At 34.0% G+C, this 24,751-nt stretch carries 15 protein-coding genes and 1 other RNA gene; 12 read left to right on the top strand and 4 right to left on the bottom strand.

Annotated features, from left to right (window positions below; all coding sequences use genetic code 11):
• Window positions 1-87: 87 nt before the first annotated feature.
• Window positions 88-2,562 carry a TonB-dependent receptor domain-containing protein gene (locus tag ACMDB5_RS13475; RefSeq protein WP_413998778.1) on the top strand — a complete coding sequence of 825 codons (2,475 nt, stop codon included), beginning with the start codon at window positions 88-90 and terminating at the stop codon, window positions 2,560-2,562.
• Window positions 2,563-2,715: 153 nt separating this feature from the next.
• Here ACMDB5_RS13475 and ACMDB5_RS13480 read toward each other — a convergent pair whose 3' ends face one another.
• On the bottom strand, window positions 2,716-2,880 hold the full coding sequence (locus ACMDB5_RS13480) for a hypothetical protein (RefSeq protein ID WP_413998779.1): 165 nt from the start codon (window positions 2,878-2,880) through the stop codon (window positions 2,716-2,718).
• A 251-nt stretch (window positions 2,881-3,131) separates the two neighbouring features.
• Here ACMDB5_RS13480 and fumC point away from each other — a divergent pair, with 251 nt between their 5' ends.
• A complete protein-coding gene (fumC, locus tag ACMDB5_RS13485; RefSeq protein WP_413998780.1) occupies window positions 3,132-4,517 on the top strand; it encodes a class II fumarate hydratase in 1,386 nt (461 codons plus the stop codon).
• Window positions 4,518-4,639: 122 nt separating this feature from the next.
• On the opposite strand, the gene ACMDB5_RS13490 is transcribed toward fumC, so the two are convergent.
• The gene (locus tag ACMDB5_RS13490; protein WP_413998781.1) at window positions 4,640-5,842 is read right to left on the bottom strand and encodes an NAD(P)-dependent oxidoreductase; all 1,203 of its coding nucleotides are present in this window, start codon (window positions 5,840-5,842) and stop codon (window positions 4,640-4,642) included.
• A 242-nt stretch (window positions 5,843-6,084) separates the two neighbouring features.
• Between ACMDB5_RS13490 and ACMDB5_RS13495 the strand changes: the two genes are divergently transcribed.
• Both ACMDB5_RS13495 and ssrA read left to right on the top strand, forming a co-directional pair.
• On the top strand, window positions 6,085-7,293 hold the full coding sequence (locus ACMDB5_RS13495) for a serine hydrolase domain-containing protein (RefSeq protein ID WP_413998782.1): 1,209 nt from the start codon (window positions 6,085-6,087) through the stop codon (window positions 7,291-7,293).
• 89 nt (window positions 7,294-7,382) lie between these two features.
• Window positions 7,383-7,779: a transfer-messenger RNA gene (ssrA, locus tag ACMDB5_RS13500) on the top strand.
• Between the two features lie 58 nt (window positions 7,780-7,837).
• Here ssrA and ACMDB5_RS13505 read toward each other — a convergent pair.
• Window positions 7,838-9,808: a family 20 glycosylhydrolase gene (locus ACMDB5_RS13505; RefSeq protein ID WP_413998783.1), complete on the bottom strand. Its 1,971-nt coding sequence runs from the start codon at window positions 9,806-9,808 to the stop codon at window positions 7,838-7,840.
• 561 nt (window positions 9,809-10,369) lie between these two features.
• Between ACMDB5_RS13505 and ACMDB5_RS13510 the strand changes: the two genes are divergently transcribed.
• The 8 genes from ACMDB5_RS13510 to ACMDB5_RS13545 all read left to right on the top strand — a co-directional run bounded on the left by ACMDB5_RS13510 (window position 10,370) and on the right by ACMDB5_RS13545 (window position 23,118).
• A complete protein-coding gene (locus ACMDB5_RS13510; RefSeq protein ID WP_413998784.1) occupies window positions 10,370-10,903 on the top strand; it encodes a murein L,D-transpeptidase catalytic domain-containing protein in 534 nt (177 codons plus the stop codon).
• 501 nt (window positions 10,904-11,404) lie between these two features.
• Window positions 11,405-13,807 carry a phosphoenolpyruvate synthase gene (gene ppsA / locus ACMDB5_RS13515; RefSeq protein WP_413998785.1) on the top strand — a complete coding sequence of 801 codons (2,403 nt, stop codon included), beginning with the start codon at window positions 11,405-11,407 and terminating at the stop codon, window positions 13,805-13,807.
• Window positions 13,808-13,820: 13 nt separating this feature from the next.
• The gene (locus ACMDB5_RS13520) at window positions 13,821-15,317 is read left to right on the top strand and encodes a trypsin-like peptidase domain-containing protein (RefSeq protein ID WP_413998786.1); all 1,497 of its coding nucleotides are present in this window, start codon (window positions 13,821-13,823) and stop codon (window positions 15,315-15,317) included.
• 73 nt (window positions 15,318-15,390) lie between these two features.
• Window positions 15,391-16,380, top strand: coding sequence for a 2-hydroxyacid dehydrogenase (locus ACMDB5_RS13525; RefSeq protein ID WP_413998787.1), 990 nt, complete (start codon window positions 15,391-15,393; stop codon window positions 16,378-16,380).
• Window positions 16,381-16,530: 150 nt separating this feature from the next.
• Window positions 16,531-19,107: a cation-translocating P-type ATPase gene (locus tag ACMDB5_RS13530; protein WP_413998788.1), complete on the top strand. Its 2,577-nt coding sequence runs from the start codon at window positions 16,531-16,533 to the stop codon at window positions 19,105-19,107.
• Window positions 19,108-19,331: 224 nt separating this feature from the next.
• A complete protein-coding gene (locus tag ACMDB5_RS13535) occupies window positions 19,332-20,435 on the top strand; it encodes a site-2 protease family protein (protein ID WP_413998789.1) in 1,104 nt (367 codons plus the stop codon).
• Entirely contained in the window at window positions 20,422-21,585 is a 1,164-nt protein-coding gene (locus ACMDB5_RS13540) for a phospholipase D-like domain-containing protein (protein WP_413998790.1), read from the top strand. Before ACMDB5_RS13535 ends, ACMDB5_RS13540 begins: the two co-directional genes overlap by 14 nt.
• 471 nt (window positions 21,586-22,056) lie before the next feature.
• On the top strand, window positions 22,057-23,118 hold the full coding sequence (locus ACMDB5_RS13545; protein WP_413998791.1) for a reverse transcriptase family protein: 1,062 nt from the start codon (window positions 22,057-22,059) through the stop codon (window positions 23,116-23,118).
• 34 nt (window positions 23,119-23,152) lie between these two features.
• Here ACMDB5_RS13545 and ACMDB5_RS13550 read toward each other — a convergent pair whose 3' ends face one another.
• Window positions 23,153-24,745, bottom strand: coding sequence for an MFS transporter (locus tag ACMDB5_RS13550; protein WP_413998792.1), 1,593 nt, complete (start codon window positions 24,743-24,745; stop codon window positions 23,153-23,155).
• Between the last annotated feature and the right edge of the window lie 6 nt (window positions 24,746-24,751).

Here is a 24,751-nt window from a genome sequence, read left to right on the forward strand (position 1 = left end):
AAATGATTTAACATAATATTATGATTTGCTCTTTAAACCAAAGTCGAATTTAACAATCTTATCGTCATAATTTTAATTTAACCCAAAATGAAACAGCAGTTAAAATACTTTTTTTCAATTAGCCTCTTTTTTGTATTTCTGATTAGTTTTGCCCAGCAAAATGCACCATCAAAAGATAGAATAAAAATTACTGGAGTCGTTATTGAAAAAGTAAGTAAACAACCTCTCGAATATGCAACGGTAACCCTTATAAATTCAAAAAATCCAAAAGCGATTGCAGGCGCTATCACAAATGCAAAGGGAGAATTTGCAATAGATGTGATTCCTGGAGTTTATGATATAAAATTTGAATTTATTTCTTTCAAAGTTAATGAGATCAAACAAAAAAATCTTCAAACAAGTACCAACCTTGGCAAAATAGCCTTGGATGAAGATGCTGCACAATTAAACGAAGTAGTTATTCGTGCTGAGAAATCTACAGTTGAAATTAGATTAGACAAAAAAGTTTACAACGTAGGTCAGGATATGCTTGTAAAAGGTGGAACGGTAAGTGATGTTTTAGAAAATGTTCCTTCGGTTTCGGTTGATGTTGAAGGAAACGTAAGTTTAAGAGGTAGCGACAATGTTCGTATTTTTATTGATGGTCGTCCTTCAAACGCTTTAAATATGGCCGAAGCTTTGCGCCAGATTCCTGCTGATGCAATTGATAAAGTAGAAGTAATTACAAATCCATCTGCTCGTTATGATGCTGAAGGTGGAGCCGGAATTTTGAATATTATCCTAAAAAAAGGAAAGAATCAAGGTTTTAACGGAACATTTATAGCTTCGACAGGGATTCCTGAAAACTATGGTTTAAGTGCAAACTTAAATTACAAAACAGAGAATTTGAACTACTTTACTTCTACCGGTTACAATTACAGAATAAATGAAGGTGGTGGAAAAACTAATTCCAAATATTTTAACCCTGATGGTTCTGTTAACAAATACATTTACGAAGACCGTAGTACTGACAGAACTAGAAAAGGAATCAGCACAAAATCTGGTGTTGAATGGGCAATAAACCCAACTACATTTTGGACCAACTCTATTAGTTACAGAGAAAATAGAGGAAGTGACGAAAGCTTAGTGAACTATAATAATTTTGATAACAATCTAAATTTCACTTCATTAAATTACCGTTTGAATAATGGAAAAGATAACGGAAAAGACATTGAATTTTCTTCTAACTTCATCAAAAACTTCAATGATAAAGGGCACAAATTAACAGTTGACGGTTCATTTTCTAAAAGCGACAATAATGATAATTCAATTATCAATGGTGTCAATGTCACTTTCCCTAATGAATCTTCTTATAGTACCACACTTAATGATGAGGAGCAAAAACAGTTTCAATTTCAAGCTGATTATGTTTTACCTATTGGAAAGGACAGTCAATTTGAAGCAGGATACAAAGGGAATTTCAACAATTTGAACAAAGATTATAATATTTTCTCCTCTGAAAATGGAAATGCTGTTGGAGATTACCTATCAAATGTATTAGAATATAAAGAAAAAATCAATTCGTTTTATACCCAATATGGTTTCAAAGTAAGCAAATTTTCTTATTTATTTGGTTTGCGTTGGGAAGACACCAATATCGATGTTAACTTATTAGAGACTAATGAACTTAACAATAAAAAATACAGTAATTTTTTCCCAAGTGCTTTTGTTAATTACGAAATTTCGGATGAAAGTAGTGTATCTTTAAGTTACAGCAAGCGTTTATCTAGACCTAGAGGTCGTTTTTTAGATCCTACTCCTAACATTTCAAGTAACATTAATATTTTTAAAGGTAACCCAGATTTGGATCCTTCATTAACTGATAAATTTGACTTAGGATTTATCAAACGTTGGGATAAAGTAACATTCAATACTTCGATGTATTTTGAAAACACTACTGATGTATTTTCATTTGTACGTTTTGAAAGTGGCGAATTTGTAGGCGATACTCCTGTAATTCTTAGTACACCTATCAACATAGGAAAGGAACAGAAATTTGGATTTGAATTTACTTTAAATTACAGCCCAATTAAGAAATGGAAAATAAACAGTAGTTTCAATCTTTACAATACCAATACAACAGGAGAATTTGTTTACACGAATTCACAAAACGAAGTCGTTACTCAAAATCTTGACAATAAAGCTTTCTCATGGTTTGCTCGAATCAACTCTCGTTTGACATTACCTTATAAAATTGAGTGGCAAGCAAACGGAATGTACTTTGGCCCTAGTAACACCGCTCAAGGTAGAAGTTTAGGCATGTACGGTATCAACACTGCGTTTAGTAAAGATATCTTGAAAGACAAGGCTACAATCGCTTTTAACGTAAGTGATATTTTCAACACAAGAAAAATGAAATCAGAAACCAATTTGCCAAGTGTAAGTTCATACGGTGAAATGCAATGGAGAAAAAGACAATTTAATTTGTCATTCACTTACAGAATAAACAAAAAGAAAACCGATAGAGATAAGAATGCCCCTAAAAATAATGAAGAAAATGATGGCGGTGGATTTCCAGGATAAACAAAAAGGACTCGTGAAAACGAGTCCTTTTTTTATAGAATCATAGTTATATTTTTTACACTTAGCTATTAGTAAAAATAGAGCAAGGAAATATTATTAGAACAAAAAAAAAGGACTCGCAAAAACGGGTCCTTTTTTTATTAAACGATCAGATTAAACCGATTGTTCTTTCTTTGCTTTTCTTTCTTTATATATTTCCCATAAAGCTCCTCCAATCCAATATTGAACGAAACCTACTAAGAAAAACATTAACCAAAATCCTATAGTAAGAATGGTTAAGAAAAGTAAAAAGCCTAAATACTGTGAAAATTCAAACATGTTTTCCGGAATTTTTGAATGTAGCCACAAATGTAGGTTTAATATCTTTTCTTAGCAATAAAAAACCAAATCAATTTTCATAAAATAGTATTTATACGTAAATTTAGATACAATTTGAGGAGCTTTTCCATGCTCCCGATGCCTCGGGACGTTTTAATCTTTTTGTCTTTAAGAAAAAACAAAAAAGATTCCACTATTATCGGGGCTAGGAATCCAATATTCTAATAACCGTATTTCTAAAAAACATGAAAATGAAATTCAGAATAGAAAAAGACACCATGGGTGAAGTGCAAGTTCCTGCCGAAAAATACTGGGGAGCACAAACGGAGCGTTCCAGAAACAATTTCAAAATAGGACCATCGGCTTCGATGCCAAAAGAAATCATCGAAGGTTTTGCTTATCTAAAGAAAGCTGCCGCTTATACCAACTGTGATTTAGGTGTTTTACCCATCGAAAAGCGTGACGCTATTGCAGCCGTTTGTGACGAGATTTTAGAAGGAAAATTGGATGATCAGTTCCCTTTGGTCATTTGGCAAACCGGTTCAGGAACCCAAAGCAACATGAATGTAAACGAAGTAATTGCAAATAGAGCTCAGGTACTAAAAGGTTTTTCTATTGGCGAGGGGGAACAATTTATAAAAGCCAATGATGATGTCAACAAATCACAATCCTCTAATGACACTTTCCCAACAGCAATGCATATTGCAGCATACAAAGCGGTCGTAGAAATTACGATTCCAGGAATTGAGAAATTAAGAGATAAACTTCAGGCAAAAGCAGTTGAATTTAAAAATGTCGTAAAAATTGGTCGGACACATCTTATGGATGCCACTCCCCTAACTTTAGGCCAAGAACTCTCTGGTTATGTTGCCCAACTAAACCACGGTTTAAAAGCGGTAAAAAATACTCTGACACATTTATCCGAAATTGCATTAGGCGGAACAGCTGTCGGAACCGGATTGAATACTCCCAAAGGATATGACAAAAAAGTAGCAGCATATATAGCTGAATTCACCGGAAATCCATTTGTAACCGCCGAGAATAAATTTGAAGCTTTGGCGGCTCACGACGCAATCGTAGAATCTCATGGAGCCTTAAAACAATTGGCAGTTTCGTTAAACAAAATTGCTAATGATATTCGTATGCTGGCTTCAGGGCCACGTTCGGGAATTGGTGAAATCATTATTCCTGAAAACGAACCCGGTTCCTCTATTATGCCTGGTAAAGTAAATCCAACCCAATGTGAAGCCTTAACCATGGTTTGTGCCCAGGTTATCGGTAATGATGTGGCTATAGCTGTTGGCGGAATGCAGGGTCATTATGAGTTAAATGTTTTCAAACCTCTAATGGCGGCCAACTTTTTGCAATCAGCACGATTGTTAGGCGATGCCTGTCTTTCTTTTGACGAACACTGCGCCCAAGGCATTGAACCAAACTACAAACGTATCAAAGAATTAGTTGACAATTCATTAATGCTTGTTACCGCTTTGAATACCAAAATTGGCTATTATAAATCGGCAGAAATTGCCCAAACAGCCCACAAAAACGGAACAACTCTAAAAGAAGAAGCGGTCCGTTTGGGATATGTAACCCCAGAAGATTTTGATGCTTGGGTAAAACCCGAGGATATGATTTAAAATAGCTATGGGTTATGAGTTATAAATTGAAAACCCTGCAATGTTTTAGATTTGCAGGGTTTTCAATTTATTCTTTATCATTATTTTAAAGATGCTTACTGTTTGACATTAACAATTTATAACTATTTCCCATCAACATAGTCTTGCAAATAAGCAAATCTTGGTGTAAGCTTTCCTTTTTCGGTCATCTTGGCTCTTTCTAGAATACCATCTTTATCGCCATTAAAAAAGGCAGGGATTACATGTTCCATAAACATCGCACCAAAACCTTCACTAGCATCTTTAGGGAGTTCACAAGGCAAATTATCAACGGCCATCACAACTATGGCAGCGGGATGAAAAACATCGACTTCTTTATCTTCAGAAGGTAAATAACCATACAAGGGTTCAGCAATCGTTGAAGATCTCAAAGTACTGGCTATAGGACCATTAATATCACAGGAAACATCTCCAATAACTTTGATTTTGCAATCGTTAGCATTTAGCATTTCTCTAGAAATAATAACAGGTGCATCATTAGCATAAAAATGCCCAGTAATGACTATATCCGAAACTTTTGTGAATCTTTCAAAATCAGAAATATATTCTTTTGGATTTTGATAAAAATCATTAAAATCCAAAACCTTTCCATCAATTCGCTTGTTGTAATCCAAAACATCGATTTGAACATAAACAGCCTGTGTATAATTTTTGGTTAAATAATTATCTACCGAAACCTGCTTAATTTTTATAGCATCAAGAACTTCTTTTACACCACTTCCTACTTTTCCAGTACCTGTTACCACAAATTTAATTGGAGGAAAAACAATTCGCCTTAAATAGGAAATCAATTCTGCTTTTCCTGAAAGTGTTTCCGCTTTTGGCAATTTAAATAATTCAAATTTTATTCCAAAAGCACGAATACTATTGTAAGCACCTACAATTCCAGCATAGCGACCAAAACCTATTAACCTTCGATTTTCGGCATCAATAATGGTTTCATGATCGTAAAAATTTATGTTTTTTTCGAGAATTGCCTGCAATAACTCTCTATTATAGGGCTGCTTTTTTATCGTATGCGAAAAAAAGAAATAAGACTTATCAGCAATTAAGTTTTCAATTGGAACTTCTTTTACTCCAAATAAAACATCACAATCACTTAAGTCCTCAGAAACTTCAATCCCTAAATTACTATATTGCTCGTCAGTAAAAACCCGTATATCAGAGGATTCTACTTTTACACTAGCTTCATTATAAAGCTCTTTTAATCTTAATAATTCTTCAGGTGAAAAAACGACTCTTCTGTCTGGTGGATTTTTTCTTTCTTTTATTATTCCGAATTTCATATTCTCCAACACTATTAATTAATATAACTTTAAAACGCTTTATTGTTACAAATATAACATTTTAAACCAAATTTCCCTTTTTTTTATAACTAACATTCCTACATTAAATTATTAGAAGCTGATGCCCATAATACTATGGGAATTTTAAAAAAACTTTAATAAAAAACTAACATAAGGTTTTCAAAAAAACAATCCAGAAAAGAGATTGATTCTATATATTTGCCCTTCTAGTACCACAAACAATGAATTTTATAAAAAAAGCAAATATACTACAAATACTTGTCCTTACATTGGTATTGACTTCCTGTGCTCAAGAGAAAAAGAAAGTAGAATTAAGCGATGACAAGCTCCCAAAAAGTACATTACCTATAATGAAGCCTTTAGCTAATGAACTTCCCAAATTAAAGCCCGAATACATCAACTCTAAAAAAAGATCAATTGAATCATTCTACAATAAAACTTGGCCTAACAACAGTTTAAACGGAAGTATTCTTGTGGCCAAAAACGGTCAGATTATTTATGAGAAGTATGAAGGATATGCCAATTTCAGAACTAAAAAACTCATCACAGCTACTACTCCACTTCACTTAGCCTCGGTTAGTAAAGTAATTACTGCTTCGGCAATTTTAAAATTAATAAATGCAAAAAGAATTGATTTAGATCAAAAGGTAAATACTATTCTTAAGGAATTTCCTTATCCGGATGTTACCATAAAAATGCTTTTAAATCATAGAAGCGGCATGCGCAATTATGCCTATTTTGCTGATAAAAAAGAAATTTGGGACAGACACAATATCCTAACAAATCAAGATATTCTAACCTTAATGGCTACTAAAGACATTGGATTAGAATCTAAAACAGATACTCGTTTCAATTATTGCAATACTAATTATGCCATGTTGGCATTAATAATTGAAAAAGTAACAAAGCTCAGTTATAAAAAGGCAATGGAGGAAATGATTTTCAAGCCTCTTGGAATGAAAGACAGCTTTGTTTTTGATTATGAAAAAGACAAAGACAGCATCGTTCCTTCTTACAAAGGAAATAAAGTTGAAATTGGCAAAGATTTTCTAGATGCTATTTATGGAGACAAAAATATCTATTCTACACCTCGCGATTTATTAAAATTTGACGAGGCCAGAAATGCTCCTGATTTCTTAAATCCGAAATTACTGGAACAAGTCTATACGGGATACAGTAACGAGCATAAAGGAATAAAAAACTATGGTCTGGGTATTCGCATGATTAATTGGGAAACAGGTCAGAATTTCTATTTTCACAATGGTTGGTGGCATGGTAACACTTCTTCTTATATCACTTTAAGAAAGGAAAATGTAACTATTATTGCCCTATCTAATAAATTTACTACAAAAACATATCAAATTAGAAAATTATCTCCATTATTTGGAGACTATCCATTCCGTTTAGACAAAAATGAAAAAGAGGAATAATTTTTGCTATAGAGTTTAGAGTTCTCGTATAATTTTACAAGTTTTAGTTGTACATTTGCCAACTCAAATTCATTTTTGAATTTTAAAAAGGGGTCGACTGGTTTTGACAGCAAGTCGAATTGAGAAGTAAGCACGCCGAGCATTGAGACCTTGCTCGTAAATATAAGATCTTACAATTTTACACGGCGAAAATAACTACGCTTTAGCTGCATAATCCGAATTATAGTACGATTACGCCACGTTCCTACAAGGTAGGAAAGCTGGATTCTCCTTGAAAGCCTTGGTTTGTGGCGGTCAGTACAGGGGAACCGTAAAAATAAACCTAGATTTCCATATGCTTCGGGTGGATTTCGAAATTAAGAAGATAAGTAGTGTGTGGCTGTTTCTGGCCTAGCGCACTATCGAAAATCCAATCAGGAAATAAGCGTGTAGAAAGCCTTTTAGTTGCTTGTTTGGACCCGAGTTCGATTCTCGGCGACTCCACAATTTTTTTTAAATTAAAAAGCCTATAAATCATATGATTTATAGGCTTTTTAATTATTATTTATTCAATTTTAATTTCTTTAATGACCGGCCAACAGCTATGTTGTTTAGTAGCCTCAATACGAATTGCTCGAATGGTTTTCCCACCCAAAGCCGCTATAGCCATTCCATCATCATTAAAAGCTGCTATTTTTTGAAAGGTTTCTCCATCTTCCGAAACTAGTAAATCGGCATATTGAATATAATCTTTTGAATCACCCGTAATCACAGAAATCTTTGTTGCTTTTACCGGTTCACCCAATTTAATTTGGTACCAATCACCAACACCAATACTTCTACTTCCCCAATAAAAAGAATTTGATTTACCATCAAATATATATTCGAGATGGTAATTGCCATGATTCGGAAGATTGGTTGTCAGCCAAGCATGTCTAACCAAAGCGGGTTTTTCTTTTTTGGGTTTAAACTCGGTTTCATTAATGGCATCGTCAAAATAATAGTTAATCCCCAAGGCTTTCATTTGGTCATAATTTTGATCCAATCGCTTTAGATAAGAATCCCAATTTCTACTTTCTTTAGGAGACCAAAGGACTTCGGCCAAAGCCGTAATTCTTGGATACAACATCTCCTCTACCCTATCTTGAGTACTTACGCGCTCTGTCCATAAACAAGCCTGTCCTCCTAAAACTAAGTTATTCTTATTCAGCGCTTCCATTTCGGATGAAATTGGATCCCATTCATATACTTTTCGGGTTGCATTTCCAGCATAACCCCAATCGTAATAACAGCCATGTTGTGGCGCCATTATTACAGGAACATTACGTTTTAAAGCTTCTACCGCTTGATTGAATCCATAATCGCGCCAAGCCATAATAATATCATCCGTTGAAGCGGCGTGTCGCTCGTTAATTTCATCCCAGCCCACCATCGTTTTGCCATATTTCTTGGCAACATTCGACATTTTTTTGGTGAAATAATCCTGTAATTCTCCCCATTCCTTTAAATTCTCTTTCTGATGTAGTTTTTGGCATTTTTCGCATTTTTTCCAAATATCAGTTGGTACCTCGTCACCACCCAAATGTATTTTTTGGGAAGGAAAAATAGAAGCAATTTCTTGAATCACCTTTTCCGAAAAAGTATATACCTCAGGATTTCCAAGGCAAAACATATTTATATTTCCTCTTTTTCGGTCTTTCAACGGCATTTCTTCCGGATACACTTCAAATTCACCTCCTGTACAGGACAAATCCGGATAAGCGGCAAGAATACCAGTAGCATGACCTGGAATTTCAATTTCTGGGATTACCTCAATATTGTGTAGTCCCGCAAAAGCAACAACTTCCTTCAAATCCTCTTGGGTATAAAACTTATTAGACAAGTCCGGATAATCCTTATAATAGGTGCCGGCAGTGGTGAGTTTCGGATACGCTTTAATCTCTACTCTCCAAGCATTATTATCTGTAAGGTGTAAATGCAATTTGTTAAGTTTAAAAAAGGCCATTTGCGTAATGGTTTCTTTTAATTCATTAACTGTCCAAAAATGCCTGCTACAGTCTATCATCAATCCACGATAATTAAATCGGGGCTCATCTTCAATTTTCAGTTGCATTACTCTATTATTTTCAGCATGTAACACCAGCTGTTTCCATGTTTGCAAAGCATTAAAAGCACCTCCATAATCTGAAGCTTCTATCTGAACTCCCTTCTCATTTATAAGTAATTTGTAAGATTCAAGATTTCGATTTTGAACTTTTTTTACACGGATTGCAATAGTTTTCGCTTTTTCGACGATCTTAATGGCAGCTAGATTATTTTTTTGATTAAACTCAACAAACAGTTCCCCTAAACCACTCCAATCCGAAAGTATTTCTAACTCATTAAGTGTTTTTATATTAAGTCCTTTTTTAGAGGTTTCTATTAATTTTGGTTGTGGAATAATTGCCAATTCCATTTTAGTTGAAATTGCTGATTTTTGCCCCTTACAACTCAATACAATACCTAAGAGCAGGCTAACTATTATTGCTTTTTTCATAAAATGGAATCTAATTTAAGGATAGAAACGACCCTTTTGCTATTTAAAAAATTATTAATCTGTACTACAATCCATTCATTTGTTCAAATAAATTGACCGAATCCAATAATGCCAAATATATCTCATTTTTTTATAAAAAAATATGCTGTTATTCTCTTTTATTTATTATTATTCGTTCATATTCTCTAAATATACAAATCACATCCTGCTCTTTTTTCATCTCCCTTAAAAATTCATGTCTGAATAAATTTAAGACAAAACTGACTTTATACTTTAAAATTACAATCAAAAATAAATATCTAAAAAAACACATATCAATCTATACAACAAGTACTTGCATAATTGAATTTTATTTTATAACATTTGCATTTTAAAAATATACCGCCTCAAATTATGGATTAATAAAAGAAATATAGCATCTTAATTAATCCTAAAAGCAAAAAACAAATCGTCTATATAACAACTAAATTAATGAGAAGAATAATTTTTATATTAGTCTCAATAGGACTACTATTTATAAGTTTAAAAATTTTTTCCAAAGGTTTTGAAAACAACTCTCCAATGCATTTTGAATCTGATAATTCATCAGCTGAAAAACTTTTGAAACACGTGAATCTCATAAAGAAATTAGTTCGTAATAATCCTAATTACAATACTGAAATCGCCTTTTTTATTGACATGAAAATTATGTCCGGAAAAAACAGATTTTTCATTTATGACTTAAAAAATGACAGTATAATTGACCAAGGTTTGGTTGCTCATGGTTTAGGTTCAAAAATAAAAGACGATGGCAAACAAAAATTCAGCAATGAAAATAACTCCTTATGTACCGCATTAGGAAAATACTCTATCGGGAAAAGTTACAACGGGAAATTTGGCAAAGCATATAAAATGCATGGATTAGACAACACAAATAACAATGCTTTTTTAAGAAACATTGTACTTCACAAATATAGCTATGTACCTTATGAAGAACAGGAAAACCAAATATGTCACAGTTTTGGATGTCCGATGGTTAATGAAAAATTTTATAAAAGAATTGAAAAGCTAATTGACAATTCTAAAAAGAATATCGTTTTAGATATTTATTATTAGAATTTGAATGTCTTTATTAAAGCTAAAAACATTCCGAAATTTCAGCTAATACATTGATACTTATCTTAAAAGTATCAATCAATTCTATTGAATCAACAATCAAAGTAAGATCATAATAGCTAATGATTAATTCCCCAACTTTTGTACCATCCGTATCAAATATTTCTAATCTATTTTACTATAAAAAAGTTTGAAAAAGGGAAATTAAAAAAAACAAAAAATAACCACAAATCACTGTTAAACAAGTATTTAAAATAAAAATTAATTCAAAATAACAGTCTCTTTTCTGCAATCAAAAAAATAAATTGATTAAATTTACTGTAACAGTTTCAAGGAGCTAAAACCCACTATTATCCACCTTGTTACTGTCGAGAATCAGATAAATCCCCAAATTGCCTGTGTGCTTTTCTGCAAAGCTATTGTTTAGCCTATTGAACCACACCGATGTTCCTAATTTTTTATATACCGAATAATCAAGTATCTAAAATCAATTAAAAAGGCATGGCAAATTTTAAACAAATTCTCTTTTTTGATCAAATTGGCATCACTGACATTGATAAAGTGGGTGGCAAAAATGCATCATTGGGTGAAATGTACAATCAGCTCAATCCTATTGGAATTAACATCCCGAATGGTTTTGCATTGACCGCCGATGCTTATCGATTATTTCGAAAAGAAAACAATATCGAAAAGAAACTAAACGATCTATTGCTTTCCCTTGATTTGAAAACCTATGCTAACCTTTCAGAAATTGGCAAAAAAGCCCGAAAAATAATTTTATCGGCCAACTTGCCTGCAGTAATAGAAAATGAAATTCGTTTAGCCTATCAATTCCTAAGTAACCAAAATAGTATCGAAAATCTTGACGTAGCAGTACGAAGCAGTGCAACTGCCGAAGATTTACCAACGGCCAGTTTTGCCGGCAGAATGGAGTCTTTTTTAAATATTAACGGCGAAAATCAATTACTCGATGCCGTACTTCGCTGTTATGCTTCCCTATTTACGGATCGCGCCATAAAATACCGCCATGATATGGGTTTTGCAAAGATAGACATTGCCATTTCGGTAGGAATTCAACAAATGGTACGCAGTGACAAAGGGGCTTCTGGCGTGGCATTTACCATAGACCCCGATACCGGATTTCAAAATACAATTATCGTTAACAGCTGTTGGGGACTTGGAGAAAATATTGTTCAAGGTACTGTAACCCCTGATGAATGGATGGTTTTCAAACCTACTTTGCACAATGAAAATTGGAATCCTATTCTAAAAAAACAATGTGGCAGAAAAGAGTTTACGATGATTTATGCTGAAAAATCTACCTCAGCTAAGAATACAATAATTAACACAACAACTTTAACAGAAAAACAAAAGCAATTTTCATTAAATGATTCCGAAGTAATACTACTATCCCAATGGTGCGATACTATCGAAAAACATTATAAAAAACCTATGGATATTGAATGGGCAAAAGATGGATTAAACAACAAACTTTACATTGTCCAAGCACGCCCTGAAACCATTCATGGTAAACTTCGGAAACAAGTTCGAGAAATTTACAAGCTCAAAGAAAAAGGAACAATAATAGCAAAAGGAATAGCATTAGGGGACAAAATTGCTTCCGGAAAAGCCAGAATATTACACAGTCCGCAAGAAGGAGATCAATTATTGGAAGGAGAAATCCTTGTTACCGATTTGACTAATCCAGATTGGGACCCGATTATGAAAAAATCGGCAGCAATTATTACCAACAAAGGCGGACGCACGAGTCATGCCGCCATTGTGGCTCGCGAACTCGGAACCGTTGCCGTAGTAGGAAGTGGCGATGCTACGAAACATATAAAAAACGGACAGCAAATAACCGTTTCCTGTGCAGAAGGAAAAGAAGGTCATATTTATGATAGCCTATTAGAATGGGAAATAACGGAGCAGGATTTCAGTCAACTGCCGATGCCCAAAACAGATCCTATGCTTATTATTGCCGACCCAGAAAGAGCCTTTGAATTGAGTCAATATCCCAATCAAGGCGTGGGATTAATGCGAATGGAATTTGCAGTTTCCAACACAATAAAAATACATCCGCTTGCTTTATGCGAACCCGAGAAAGTAACTGATAAAGCTGTTATCGCTGAAATAAAAGAAATGATTGGTGATTATACCGACAGCAAAAAATATTTTATTGATAAACTGGCAGAAGCCGTTTGCATTGTTGCCGCCGCATTTTACCCAAAAGATGTTATTGTTCGAATGAGCGATTTTAAAAGCAATGAATACGCCAACCTCATCGGTGGGAAGTATTTTGAACCCCATGAAGAAAATCCTATGATTGGTTTTCGAGGTACCTCTCGTTATTACAGTGATTTTTATCGAAAAGGATTTGCCTTGGAATGTGAGGCCATGAAAAAAGTACGAAATCAGATGGGATTCCTCAACGTAAAACTGATGATCCCTTTTTGCAGAACAATAGAAGAAGGCAAAAAAGTTATTTCGGAAATGGCAAAAAACGGATTAGTACAAGGTCAAAATGAATTAGAGATCTATGTTATGATAGAGATTCCCTCTAACGTACTGTTAGCTGACGAATTTGCTCAACTTTTTGATGGGTTTTCAATCGGATCTAATGATTTAACGCAGCTTACTCTTGGCCTTGATAGAGATTCTGAATTGGTAAGCTATTTATTTAGTGAACAGAATCCAGCGGTAAAGAATTTAATTAGACAAACTATTCAAGCCGCAAAACGCAACAATATAAAAGTAGGCCTTTGCGGTCAGGCGCCTAGCGACATGCCCGAATTTGCACAATTTTTAGTGGAAGAAGGTATCGATAGCATCTCTTTTAATCCCGATGCATTAATCAAAGGGATAGAAAATATTTTGGAAGCAGAAAAAATAAATGTTCAATAAAATAATTCCAGCCATGAGATCATTTAATAAAATAAATTTAATGTTTTTATTTCTTGTTCTTTTATTATTTCAAGGATGCCAATCACAGGAAAAGAAAAACGAAAAAGACATAGAGGAGATCCAAAAAAGTACGGCTTCTAATCTTGCCACAATTTCTCCAACCGCTATTGTTGATTTCAAATTTGCTGCAAAAATAGCCACGCCTGGAGTTGTAAATATCAAGAGCACTTTTAAAACGCGAGTACCGCAACAATACGATAATAGCAATCAAGATGATATCCCCGATCCTTTTAAAGATTTTTTTAAAGACAATCCTTTTTTTAGAGGGTTCAAATTCCAAAATCCAAAATCACCTCAAGGCGACTCTGAACCCATAATTGGTAGTGCATCTGGGGTAATACTTACTGCTGACGGATACATTGTTACTAATAATCATGTGATAAATGGTGCCGATGAAATTAACATTACATTATTTGACGGGAGATCCTACCCTGCCAAGATTATAGGTACTGATCCCTTAACTGATCTATCACTTCTAAAAATTGACGAAAAAAACCTGTCTTTTATTCAATTTGGTGATAGTGATACAATAGAAGTTGGCGACTGGGTGCTAGCCGTGGGCAATCCTTTCAATCTGGCATCAACCGTTACCGCCGGAATTGTAAGTGCCAAAGCTCGGAATATTAACATTCTAAAAGAACAAGGCGCCATAGAATCATTCATACAAACAGATGCGGCCGTAAATCCCGGAAATAGTGGTGGCGCACTGGTGACCTTAGAAGGAAAACTAATCGGAATCAATACTGCCATAGCCACACCTACCGGAGTATATGCCGGTTATGCCTTTGCTATTCCTGTAGATATCGTAAAAAAAGTTACTAATGATCTCTTGAATTATGGAGCTGTTCAAAGAGGCGCTTTAGGGATAAGCATCCATGATCTAAACAGTACACTCGCTAAGGAAATAAAAATTAATCGCGCCAATGGAATTTATGTAGACAGCGTAATGGTAAACGGAGCCGCCAAAGAAGCGGGTATTAAAGCCAAAGATGTAATCATAAGCATCGATAACATAGAAACAGTTAGTACTTCAAAATTTCAGGAAATTGTTTCTCGAAAACGTCCCGGAGACAAAGTAAAAATAAGAATCATCAGAAACGGTAATGACGAAAAAGAATTGACAGCAACTCTCCAAAAATATATAGTAAGCGCTCCAGTTCTAAATACAAACCTACTAAAAGAGTTAGGTGTTGAACTTGTTGAAATTAACAAAGAAGATCAAAAAAAATACAATATTAACAAAGGATTAAAAGTAACCAAACTATATGACGGAAAATTGAAGAATTTAACCGACATACAAGTGGGATTTGTAATAATATCAGTAAACAGAAGACCGGTAAGCACCGTAAAATCATTTCTAGAAGCTATCGATGATCAAAAAGGAGGTATAATGATCGAAGGAAAATATGCAGGGAATCCTACTATCTATTATTATGCATTTGGAATCTAACAGTAAATCAATCTAAAAAACGGAATAACTTACATAAGATGGCTTTCTATTTTAAAAATAAAAAAGCAAGACAATGAAAACATTAATATACAGCACATCTGGTTTTGATAAACCTTTCCTGGAAAAAGCAACTCATGGTAAACTGGAATTAGTATATACCAAGCAAGTATTAAAGGAAGAAACGGTGAATCTTGCCAATGGCTTTGAAGCAATTTCACTTTTTACATCAGATAATGCAACGGCATCGGTGTTAGAAAAATTATACAGCTACGGCATTAAGTACATTGCTTTACGTTCTGTGGGCTACGATAATATCGATTTGAGAAAGGCAAGATCTTTAGGAATTAAAGTAGCAAATGTACCAGCTTATTCTCCCTATTCAGTTGCCGAACATGCCGTTACTTTACTTATGGCATTAAATCGGAAATTAATTTTGGGACAAAAGTTGATACTGATGGAAGATTATCGTTTGGATAATTTAATTGGTTTTGATTTACATGGAAAAACAGTTGGAATTATTGGAACAGGAAAAATAGGTTCGGCTTTTGCAAAAATAATCCATGGATTTGGCTGCAAACTAATGGCTTATGATCCTATAGAAAACAAAGAACTAATACAACAAACTAATATTAGTTATAAATCTTTAGAAGAGGTATGTCTAAATTCGGATGTAATTTCAATTCATTGCCCATTAAATTCCGAAACAAAATATATGTTCAACAGAAGTCTTTTTAAACTAATGAAAAAAGGAGTCTTTCTTATAAATACTGCTCGCGGAATGATTATAAACACCGAAGATTTAATAGAGGCATTAAATAGCGGCACTATTGCCGCAGCCGGTTTGGATGTTTATGAAAAAGAAAAATCGATTTTTTTTCTAAATCACATTAACAAAAAAATTGAGGATAATTTGTTTACTATTCTCCGCTCCCAACCGAATGTCTTAATTACCGGACATCAAGGTTTTTTGACCAATGAAGCTTTACAGGCAATTGCCGTTACCACTATTGCTAATTTAAATGAGTGGGCATACAATGGTATTTCTGAAAACGAACTGAACTAACAATCCCTTTTCTTAATCTGTATCTAGATTTGAACCTTTTCAGTTTATTTTAATCTTGAAAAATTGAGTCTCTATTACTTTTTAATTAAGATTAATGCCTTTAAAACTCTAAAAAAAAACAGACCGAATCATTCATTAAAATAGATTCAGATGAACTGGCACTTACTTCCTCTTTCTGAAGTTTCCCGATTGTTGGGAACAACTCCTACCGGGATTGATCAAACTATTGCTTCGCAACGACTAGCACAATATGGCAAAAATCATATTGAGGAGACTAAAAAAAAATCTATTTTTCGAATGTTACTGGATCAATTATCCAGCTTTATGATTCTCATTCTTGTTATAGTTGCTATTATATCAGGTTTTATAGGAGATCTAACAGATACCATAATTATACTTATCATAATTATAATCAATGCAATTGTAGGATTTATTCAAGAATACCGAGCAGAAAAAGCAATGGAGGCCTTGAAAACTATAATTCCAAACAAGACAAGAATTATCCGCTCAGGGAAAACGATCGAAATTCTTACTGTTGATCTGGTTCCAGGCGATTTAGTTTTACTAGAAGCTGGAAATAGAATTCCTGCCGATGTTCGTTTTATTGAAACATATCAGATAAAAGTTGATGAATCAACACTTACGGGTGAATCACAGACGATAGAAAAAATCTCGGAAGCATTACTGCCAAATGAAAATTATTCCCTTGGTGACTGCATTAATTTAGGATTCAAAGGCACTTCGGTAACTAATGGTCGTGGTACTGCTTTTGTGACCACAACCGGCATGAACACAGAACTCGGTCGTATTGCCGAAATGATCCAGAAAGAAGAATCATTGACTCCGCTGGAAATTAGATTAGCCGTTTTTGGAAAACGATTATCAATCATTATTCTTCTGATTTGTGCCCTGCTTTTCCTGATAGGCTGGTTGCGCGGAGAGAATGCTATAATGATGCTGTTAACATCCATTTCTCTAGCAGTAGCTGCTATTCCCGAAGCATTACCGGCACTAGTTACCATTACTCTTGCCTTTGGCGCCAAGCGATTGGTAAAAAATAATGCACTTATCCGTAAGCTTTCGGCAGTTGAAACACTCGGTTCCGTCACCTATATCTGCTCGGATAAAACAGGAACGCTTACACAAAATAAAATGACCGTACAGGAAATCTATATTACTCCAAACATTGCAACCAAATCTCTTCTTTTTCAAAATAATAGCTTGCTCAATGCCTTGGCTCTTAACAATGATGTTTCCCAAAGAAAAGAGGGAAAGTGGTTTGGTGATTCCACCGAAATAGCTTTGATGCAATATGCATTTGACAGGAATATCAAAAAAATCGAATTAGAGAAAAAATTTCCCCGAGTGGCCGAATTCCCATTTGACTCTTTAAGAAAATGCATGACCACTTTGCATCAAACCGAGAAAGGAATCATCGTTATTACCAAAGGCGCCGTAGATATGCTAATGAACAAGCTTGCTGAGAATCAAAAAGCATTAATTTCTGATTTTGAGCAAAAAGCGAACGAAATGGCAAATAAAGGATATCGGGTTCTTGGCTATGCCATAAAAGAAATAGAAACTTTGCCCGAACCTTTCAACATAGATGATATAGAATCCTCATTGACATTTATAGGTATTGCAGGGATGATTGATCCGCCTCGCGATGAAGCAAAATTAGCGGTTACCGCCTGCAAACAAGCCGGAATTATTCCTGTAATGATTACCGGAGACCATAAACTCACCGCTAAAGCCATTGCGATACAACTGGGAATAATAACATCCGAAGAAGACTTAATATTAAGTGGATCCAAACTTGCCGCATTAAAAGAAAATGAGTTTGAGAATATAGTAGAAAAGGTTCGTGTTTATGCCCGTGTTAATCCAGAGCAAAAATTAAAAATCATCAAAGCACTCCAAGCCAAAGGACAATTTGTTGCCATGACAGGTGATGGAGTAAACGATGCACCTGCTCTTAAAAGTGCCAATATTGGTATCGCTATGGGAATTAATGGCACAGAGGTTTCTAAAGAAGCAGCCGATATGATTTTGCTTGATGATAATTTTGCTACAATTGTCATTGCCGTTAAGCATGGACGAATGATATTTGAAAATATTTTAAAATTTATCAAATACATAATGACCGGTAATTTTGGGGAAATTTGCGCCCTTTTTATTGCTCCTTTTTTCGATTTACCCTTTCCATTATTAGCTATACACATCTTATGGATCAATCTGGTAACCGATGGTTTACCGGGATTGGCCCTTGCTTATGAACCCGCAGAACCAAATATTATGAAACATCCTCCTAAGGATCCTAAACAAAATATTTTTTCCGGAAGGATGGCCTTTCACATTTTATGGGTTGGATTTTTAATGGGCATGATAACCCTAGGAATACAAGCATGGGCTATAGAATCCAATATCAAACATTGGCAGACAATTGCTTTTACAGTTCTCTGTTTTAGTCAAATGGGACATGTAATGGCGATTCGTTCTGAACGGGAATCCTTTTTTAAAATAGGTCTATTCTCAAATATGCCTCTTTTGGGCGCATTAGTTCTTACCATTTTACTTCAATTAATGATTATTTACACTCCTTTTTTTAATATGGTTTTCAAAACACAAGCCCTTACAATTTATGAATTAATACTTACTTTTCTAGTATCAAGCATTGTTTTTTGGGCGGTGGAAATAGAGAAATGGATTATTAGACAGAATAAATAACAGAACACAAAATACTTATCTTTAATAAGTTAAATCCTAAAAAGGCTAAAAAACAGAGTTATTTCTTAATCTCAAATATATCCAATTCTTCAAAAAAATATCGTAAATTAGTATTGAGTTATGCCCACCTCTTTTTTGAAAAAATCCTACAACTTACTGTTTTTTTAATCTTTTGTGCTTTTTTAAAACTTACTATAGACTAATAGTATTAAAATTTCAAAAAAATGAAAGGAACATTCAAACTCGGAAAAGTGGCAGGAATTGGTTTGTTTATTCATTGGACATTTTCATTACTCATTGTATTTATTATTTTTATTAATTACCAATCGGGTTATAATACAATTCAGATTATATGGTCAGTGGTGTTCATTCTGAGTATATTTATCACTGTTGTCTTACATGAATTAGGACATGCCTTAGCGGCAAAGAACTTCGGAATTGCAACCAAAGACATTACCTTGTTACCCATTGGCGGATTGGCCCGATTAGAGAGAATCCCTGAAAAACCTTCAGAGGAATTGATAGTTGCCTTTGCTGGACCAATGGTAAATCTGGCTTTAGCAATACTAACTGGTTTTTTCATTACGATGCCTGAAAATCCCGAATTATTGACTGCACAATTATCAGGGGGAATTAATGCACATAATTTTTTTCTCAATTTCTTCATCGTAAATATTGCGCTGACAGTTTTTAATTTGATTCCAGCTTTCCCTATGGATGGTGGTCGAGTCCTCAGAGCATTATTAGCTTTCAAATTTAAAAGGCATATAGCAACTAAAATTGCGGCACGCGTTGGACAACTTTTGGCAATAGGATTCATTGTTTTAGGATTCTTTTCTAACCCATTTTTAATTTTTATAGGATTATTTGTCATAATGGGCGCACAGATGGAAACCGAATACACCGAATCAAAATACATCCTAAAAGGCTATAAAGTAAGGGATGTACTGATGAAACAGTACTTCGCCATTGATGCTAATGAACCCATAAAAACTGCTGTTGCCTTATTGCTTGACGGTCAATCCAAGATATTTTTGATAACAGAAAACAATGAACCGGTTGGAACATTAAACCGAGATCAAATGATAATGGCACTTTCTCAAAATGGAGAAAATTCGCCTATACATTCTGCTATGAACAAAAACCTAATCTTTCTTGATGTAGAAACACTTTTGGAAGACATCTTTGAATTGGTTTACAGCAACAAATCCAATTTAATGCTCGTTATGGAAAACAACCAACTTATAGGCACTTTAGATACCGAGAATCTTTTAGAATTTTTATTGATAAAAGAGATTAAACCAAAAAAAACGTATGCCAACCAGTAATTATATCACTGAAGCCGTAGGAAGTATGGAATTGGTCTATAGCGGAACGGATTATTTTTCCCGTTTGGAAGAAATTATTCAAAACTCAAAATACGAAATTCACATCCAATTCTATATTTTTAAAAATGATTCCGCAGGAAAAAGAATCCTCGAAGAGTTAAAAAAAGCGACAGACCGTCATGTAAAAATATATATGTTATTAGATGGCTTTGGCTCGTTCTCCTTTCCTAAAAAAGAAATCAATGAATTAACTCAAATGGGAATTCATTTTCGTTTTTTTTCTCCTTTCTTTTCTGCAAACTCATTATATATCGGCCGAAGATTGCATCACAAACTGGTTGTTTCTGATGCCCGAGTGACCTTAATTGGAGGAATAAACATTTCCAATGAATATCTCGGAACAGCCACCACAGCACCTTGGCTGGATTATTCCATACAAATTAATGATTCAAATATTAGTAAAATGCTCCAATTGCTTTGCAGGGATTTGTTCTTTAAAAAAAGACATTTGTTCCGAAAAAAAATAAAATCCGTTTTTCTTACACAAGAAGATACCACAGTGAGTATTATTCAAAACGATTGGTTGAAAAGAAGAAATGAAATTTATAAAGCTTATATCAATAGTTTTAGCAATGCGCAGAAAGAAATCATTATTGTAGGAAGCTATTTTTTTCCCGGAAGAAGATTAAGTAATTCGTTGAAAAAAGCGGCTAAAAATAAAGTCAAGATAAAATTAATATTATCCGGAATATCTGACATTCCGCTTTCCAGAAGAGCTAGTTGTCATATTTATTCCTCACTTCTTGATAAAAATATTGAATTATACGAATGGAATAAAACCATATTGCACGGAAAAGCTGCCGTAGTTGATGGCTGCTGGACCACTATTGGTTCTTTCAATCTGAATAATTTAAGTTCTTACGGAAGTCTAGAAATGAATGCAGAAGTCAAATCGATTGCTTTTTCAAATAGCTACTTGCTACACCTCAACGAGATAATAACTCAATGTGAAAAAATAACTCCCGAATCCCTTAAAAAAAGAAACAATATTTCCTCTTATTTTATGAATTGGCTTTCGTATTGGGCAGCAAGATTCATACTAAATACGGTCACTTATTTCCCTTACAAGCGGTTCAAAAAATTTTACTGAAAAATAAATTAGTAAGATTAAAAAACATTTAAAACAACTGTAATTTATTACTTTTTATTTTGTAAATTTATGAGACAAATATATATTTCAACTAATTGATTTTAAACTAATTAAAACAAAAAAGTCAACTATTATTTAAAACCGTAATTTGTACAACTAAGGTGGAAACGACTATAAAAAGAAAGAAAAAAAAAGAAGATTGGATCCAAAAGGATTTGAAAAGTAAGATTCCGAAACTGGATAAGAAAACGGTATACATCCCTTTTCAAAATGAATTGCCTTTTTAATTCTTTTTTAAAGATAATGTTAGCTCAGCTAACCTCGGAGCAGTGAGTCACTGTTCTGTAATTGAATGCTTTTTCAAGCACTGGGTTTAAAAGATCCTCCGCAGAGCTCCGAACCTTTTAAACCCGTATTCCTAATTGGAGTGAGTGACAAAAAAGTCCTCACTCCATTAACGATTTTAAACCTATGGATTTTGTACAGTACAAAGAAAGTTTTACAAAGGAAGCGCTAAAAATAGGCTACTCCCAACAAAATATCCAAAGTTGTCTGGATTATGCCCAAGCTTTATTCTCTCATAATGTTCCTGTTATTTATAATGCCTCGCATCTTGCAGTTTTGGTGGGCTACAAAAAAGAATACCTCAAAAAAGCGGCTCTTCACACTAAATATTTCTACCGCGATTTTGAGATCACAAAAAAAAACGGCAAGAAAAGACCCATATCTGAACCGCTACCCAGTTTAATGGAAATACAACATTGGATCCTAAAAGAGATCCTTTATAAACTCCCCGTGAGTCCTTTTGCCAAAGCGTACAAACCCAATGTTAGCATTATTGAAAACTTAAAATTCCATAAAAATCAACCCAAAGTATTTACGTTGGATTTGGAAAACTTTTTCCCATCGATAAAAATAGAAAGCATCGAAAAAATATTTACTGAATTGGGTTATTGCCAAAACGTTTCTAATTTACTTGCCAAGTTATCTACCCGTGACAATACTTTGCCACAAGGCGCGCCTACGAGTCCTTATCTTTCTAACCTCATCTTTAAAGATGCCGATCTTACAATCTCAGACTATTGCAAACAACACAAAATAAGATATACTCGTTATGCTGACGATTTGAGTTTTTCAGGAGATTTTGACGAAAAAGAATTACTAAATAAAGTGATTGAAACCATTGAGAAATTAGGTTTCAAAATCAATACAGCCAAAACAAAGCTGATGAAACCTGACAGCAGGCAAACCGTAACGGGAATTGTAGTCAATGAAAAACCTCAGGTTGTATTCCATAAACGCAATGCATTGAGACAAGCCATGTATTACATCAAAAAATTCGGTATAGACGAGCATCGGGAATACAAAGAAATCAATCAAGCCCACTTTTTGGAACATCTACTGGGCAAAATAAATTTCGTTTTACAAATCAACCCAAAAGATTCCGAATTTATAGATTACAAGTCTTTCCTCATTGATTTGAAAAAGAAACAGGAGTCTAAAAATAATAAAACAAAATTTCTGTTGATGTAAAACTGTTTTCTCTAATCAATAGCTATCATTTTGCTTAAATAGGGATCAATCTAGCACCAATTCTTCTAAAATGATAATGCAAATGAGGGATTAATGCAATTCCCAGCATTATAAAAAATATAAGAACTCCCATATAATAATAGTAATCTCTCGCAAACAATATATTTGTGTGATTAGCAACCGCTTTACCTAATAACTTTTTAGCCATAACTTTGGCTTTTATAGGCGAAGCACCTTTGGCAAGAGCCGCATTTTCATATAATTGCAAACGTTTAGCCGATTCTGAATTTAAAGTGTTAACTGTATTTCCTAATTCGTTATAATGCACACTTCCTTGCCTCAAACTCATAAATGAAACCAGTGCAAAACTGACTGTAAAAGCAAAAAAACGATAAGAAACACCACTTAATGAGGCCGAAAAACTTTTGGATTCCGGTACAGCTGTTATCATAAACAAAACTATAGAGAGCATCAAAATACCATTCCCCATTCCTTGAAAAAAAAGTGGTCCTAAAAGACTTTTTTCATTGGCTTGGGTGCCAAAAATATAAAACATTTGTATATGGTACAGTAGTAAAAAAGCAAATCCGGCAAGCCAAATTAATCTCATATTGCGTTTCCTTAAAAGAAAACGAGCCGTTATCCCTATTCCGACAACAATTCCTAGAGCATTAAAAGCCATCATATAGGCATAATGATAAGGATCTAAACTCATTTCATTAAAAAGGAAAGTATTTGCCACACTAATATCTCCTTTACAAATATAATACAGTACTATAAGCAGACCTCCCCTTCTAAAATTTCGGTATTTATATACTGTTAGATCAATAAACGGTCGCTTATTGTTTCGTTGCATTAAAATAAAAGTAATAAGCAACAAAATAATTGCTCCTGAGCAAACCCAAATACGAATACTATCGAACCAATAATAATATTGCCCATACAAAATAACATAGGCAATTAATAACAGTAAAGCCCCATAAACCAAGAAGCTTTTCCAATCTAAATTAAACAAAGGAAACCTTTTTGTATGCAAACGTAAATTTGTTTTGAGACAAATAAACATTAATACAACTCCCGGAATTTGAACATAAATAATTGCTAAATACAATACATTAAAATCGTAATTCTGAAAAATAAAAGCATCTAACAAATACGAAAAAGCATTAGAAATAAGCAAGGTTCCGTAAAAAACGGCGTAGCCTAATACTCTTGATCTCTCTGAATGAAATTGTGAGAATATTAAACTCAGCGTAACCCCTATTAATGCAACTGTAACCGCCCCGCCTAAAAAACGCAAAACAAAGAAAAGCATTGCATTTTGGGTCATATACAATATAAAGTTAATCGCTGTAAACAATAGTATACTCATTAGAAAATAAGTTTTGGAAGCAAAATAGCTAAAAAATCTTTTTTCTAATGGGAAAAAACTGGCAATACCCACATAGTATAAAACTATTGAGAATTGAATATCAGTAGGATCCAAACCATAATAACTGGCAGCACTATTTATTCCGCCAATATAGCCTGCTAACATAGAAACGGCAGGAAGAATTACCAAAAAGATAATTATTCTAATAAACCATTTGGGAACCCAACTTTTAAATATGGTCGATGATTGATCCATACAACT

Origin of the sequence: Flavobacterium sp. W1B (genome assembly GCF_047344965.1) — a bacterium.
In the GTDB taxonomy this organism is placed as follows: Bacteria; Bacteroidota; Bacteroidia; order Flavobacteriales; family Flavobacteriaceae; genus Flavobacterium.

What these genes read in the sequence shown, in the direction of transcription:
- ACMDB5_RS13495 (WP_413998782.1), top strand. Translation starts at nt 6,085, where the DNA reads ATGAATTTTATAAAAAAAGCAAATATACTACAAATACTTGTCCTTACA.
- ACMDB5_RS13540 (WP_413998790.1), top strand. Translation starts at nt 20,422, where the DNA reads ATGCCAACCAGTAATTATATCACTGAAGCCGTAGGAAGTATGGAATTG.
- ACMDB5_RS13530 (WP_413998788.1), top strand. Translation starts at nt 16,531, where the DNA reads ATGAACTGGCACTTACTTCCTCTTTCTGAAGTTTCCCGATTGTTGGGA.
- ACMDB5_RS13480 (WP_413998779.1), bottom strand. Translation starts at nt 2,880, where the DNA reads ATGTTTGAATTTTCACAGTATTTAGGCTTTTTACTTTTCTTAACCATT.
- fumC (WP_413998780.1), top strand. Translation starts at nt 3,132, where the DNA reads ATGAAATTCAGAATAGAAAAAGACACCATGGGTGAAGTGCAAGTTCCT.
- ACMDB5_RS13510 (WP_413998784.1), top strand. Translation starts at nt 10,370, where the DNA reads ATGCATTTTGAATCTGATAATTCATCAGCTGAAAAACTTTTGAAACAC.
- ACMDB5_RS13525 (WP_413998787.1), top strand. Translation starts at nt 15,391, where the DNA reads ATGAAAACATTAATATACAGCACATCTGGTTTTGATAAACCTTTCCTG.
- ACMDB5_RS13475 (WP_413998778.1), top strand. Translation starts at nt 88, where the DNA reads ATGAAACAGCAGTTAAAATACTTTTTTTCAATTAGCCTCTTTTTTGTA.
- ACMDB5_RS13550 (WP_413998792.1), bottom strand. Translation starts at nt 24,745, where the DNA reads ATGGATCAATCATCGACCATATTTAAAAGTTGGGTTCCCAAATGGTTT.
- ACMDB5_RS13520 (WP_413998786.1), top strand. Translation starts at nt 13,821, where the DNA reads ATGAGATCATTTAATAAAATAAATTTAATGTTTTTATTTCTTGTTCTT.
- ppsA (WP_413998785.1), top strand. Translation starts at nt 11,405, where the DNA reads ATGGCAAATTTTAAACAAATTCTCTTTTTTGATCAAATTGGCATCACT.
- ACMDB5_RS13545 (WP_413998791.1), top strand. Translation starts at nt 22,057, where the DNA reads ATGGATTTTGTACAGTACAAAGAAAGTTTTACAAAGGAAGCGCTAAAA.
- ACMDB5_RS13490 (WP_413998781.1), bottom strand. Translation starts at nt 5,842, where the DNA reads ATGAAATTCGGAATAATAAAAGAAAGAAAAAATCCACCAGACAGAAGA.
- ACMDB5_RS13535 (WP_413998789.1), top strand. Translation starts at nt 19,332, where the DNA reads ATGAAAGGAACATTCAAACTCGGAAAAGTGGCAGGAATTGGTTTGTTT.
- ACMDB5_RS13505 (WP_413998783.1), bottom strand. Translation starts at nt 9,808, where the DNA reads ATGAAAAAAGCAATAATAGTTAGCCTGCTCTTAGGTATTGTATTGAGT.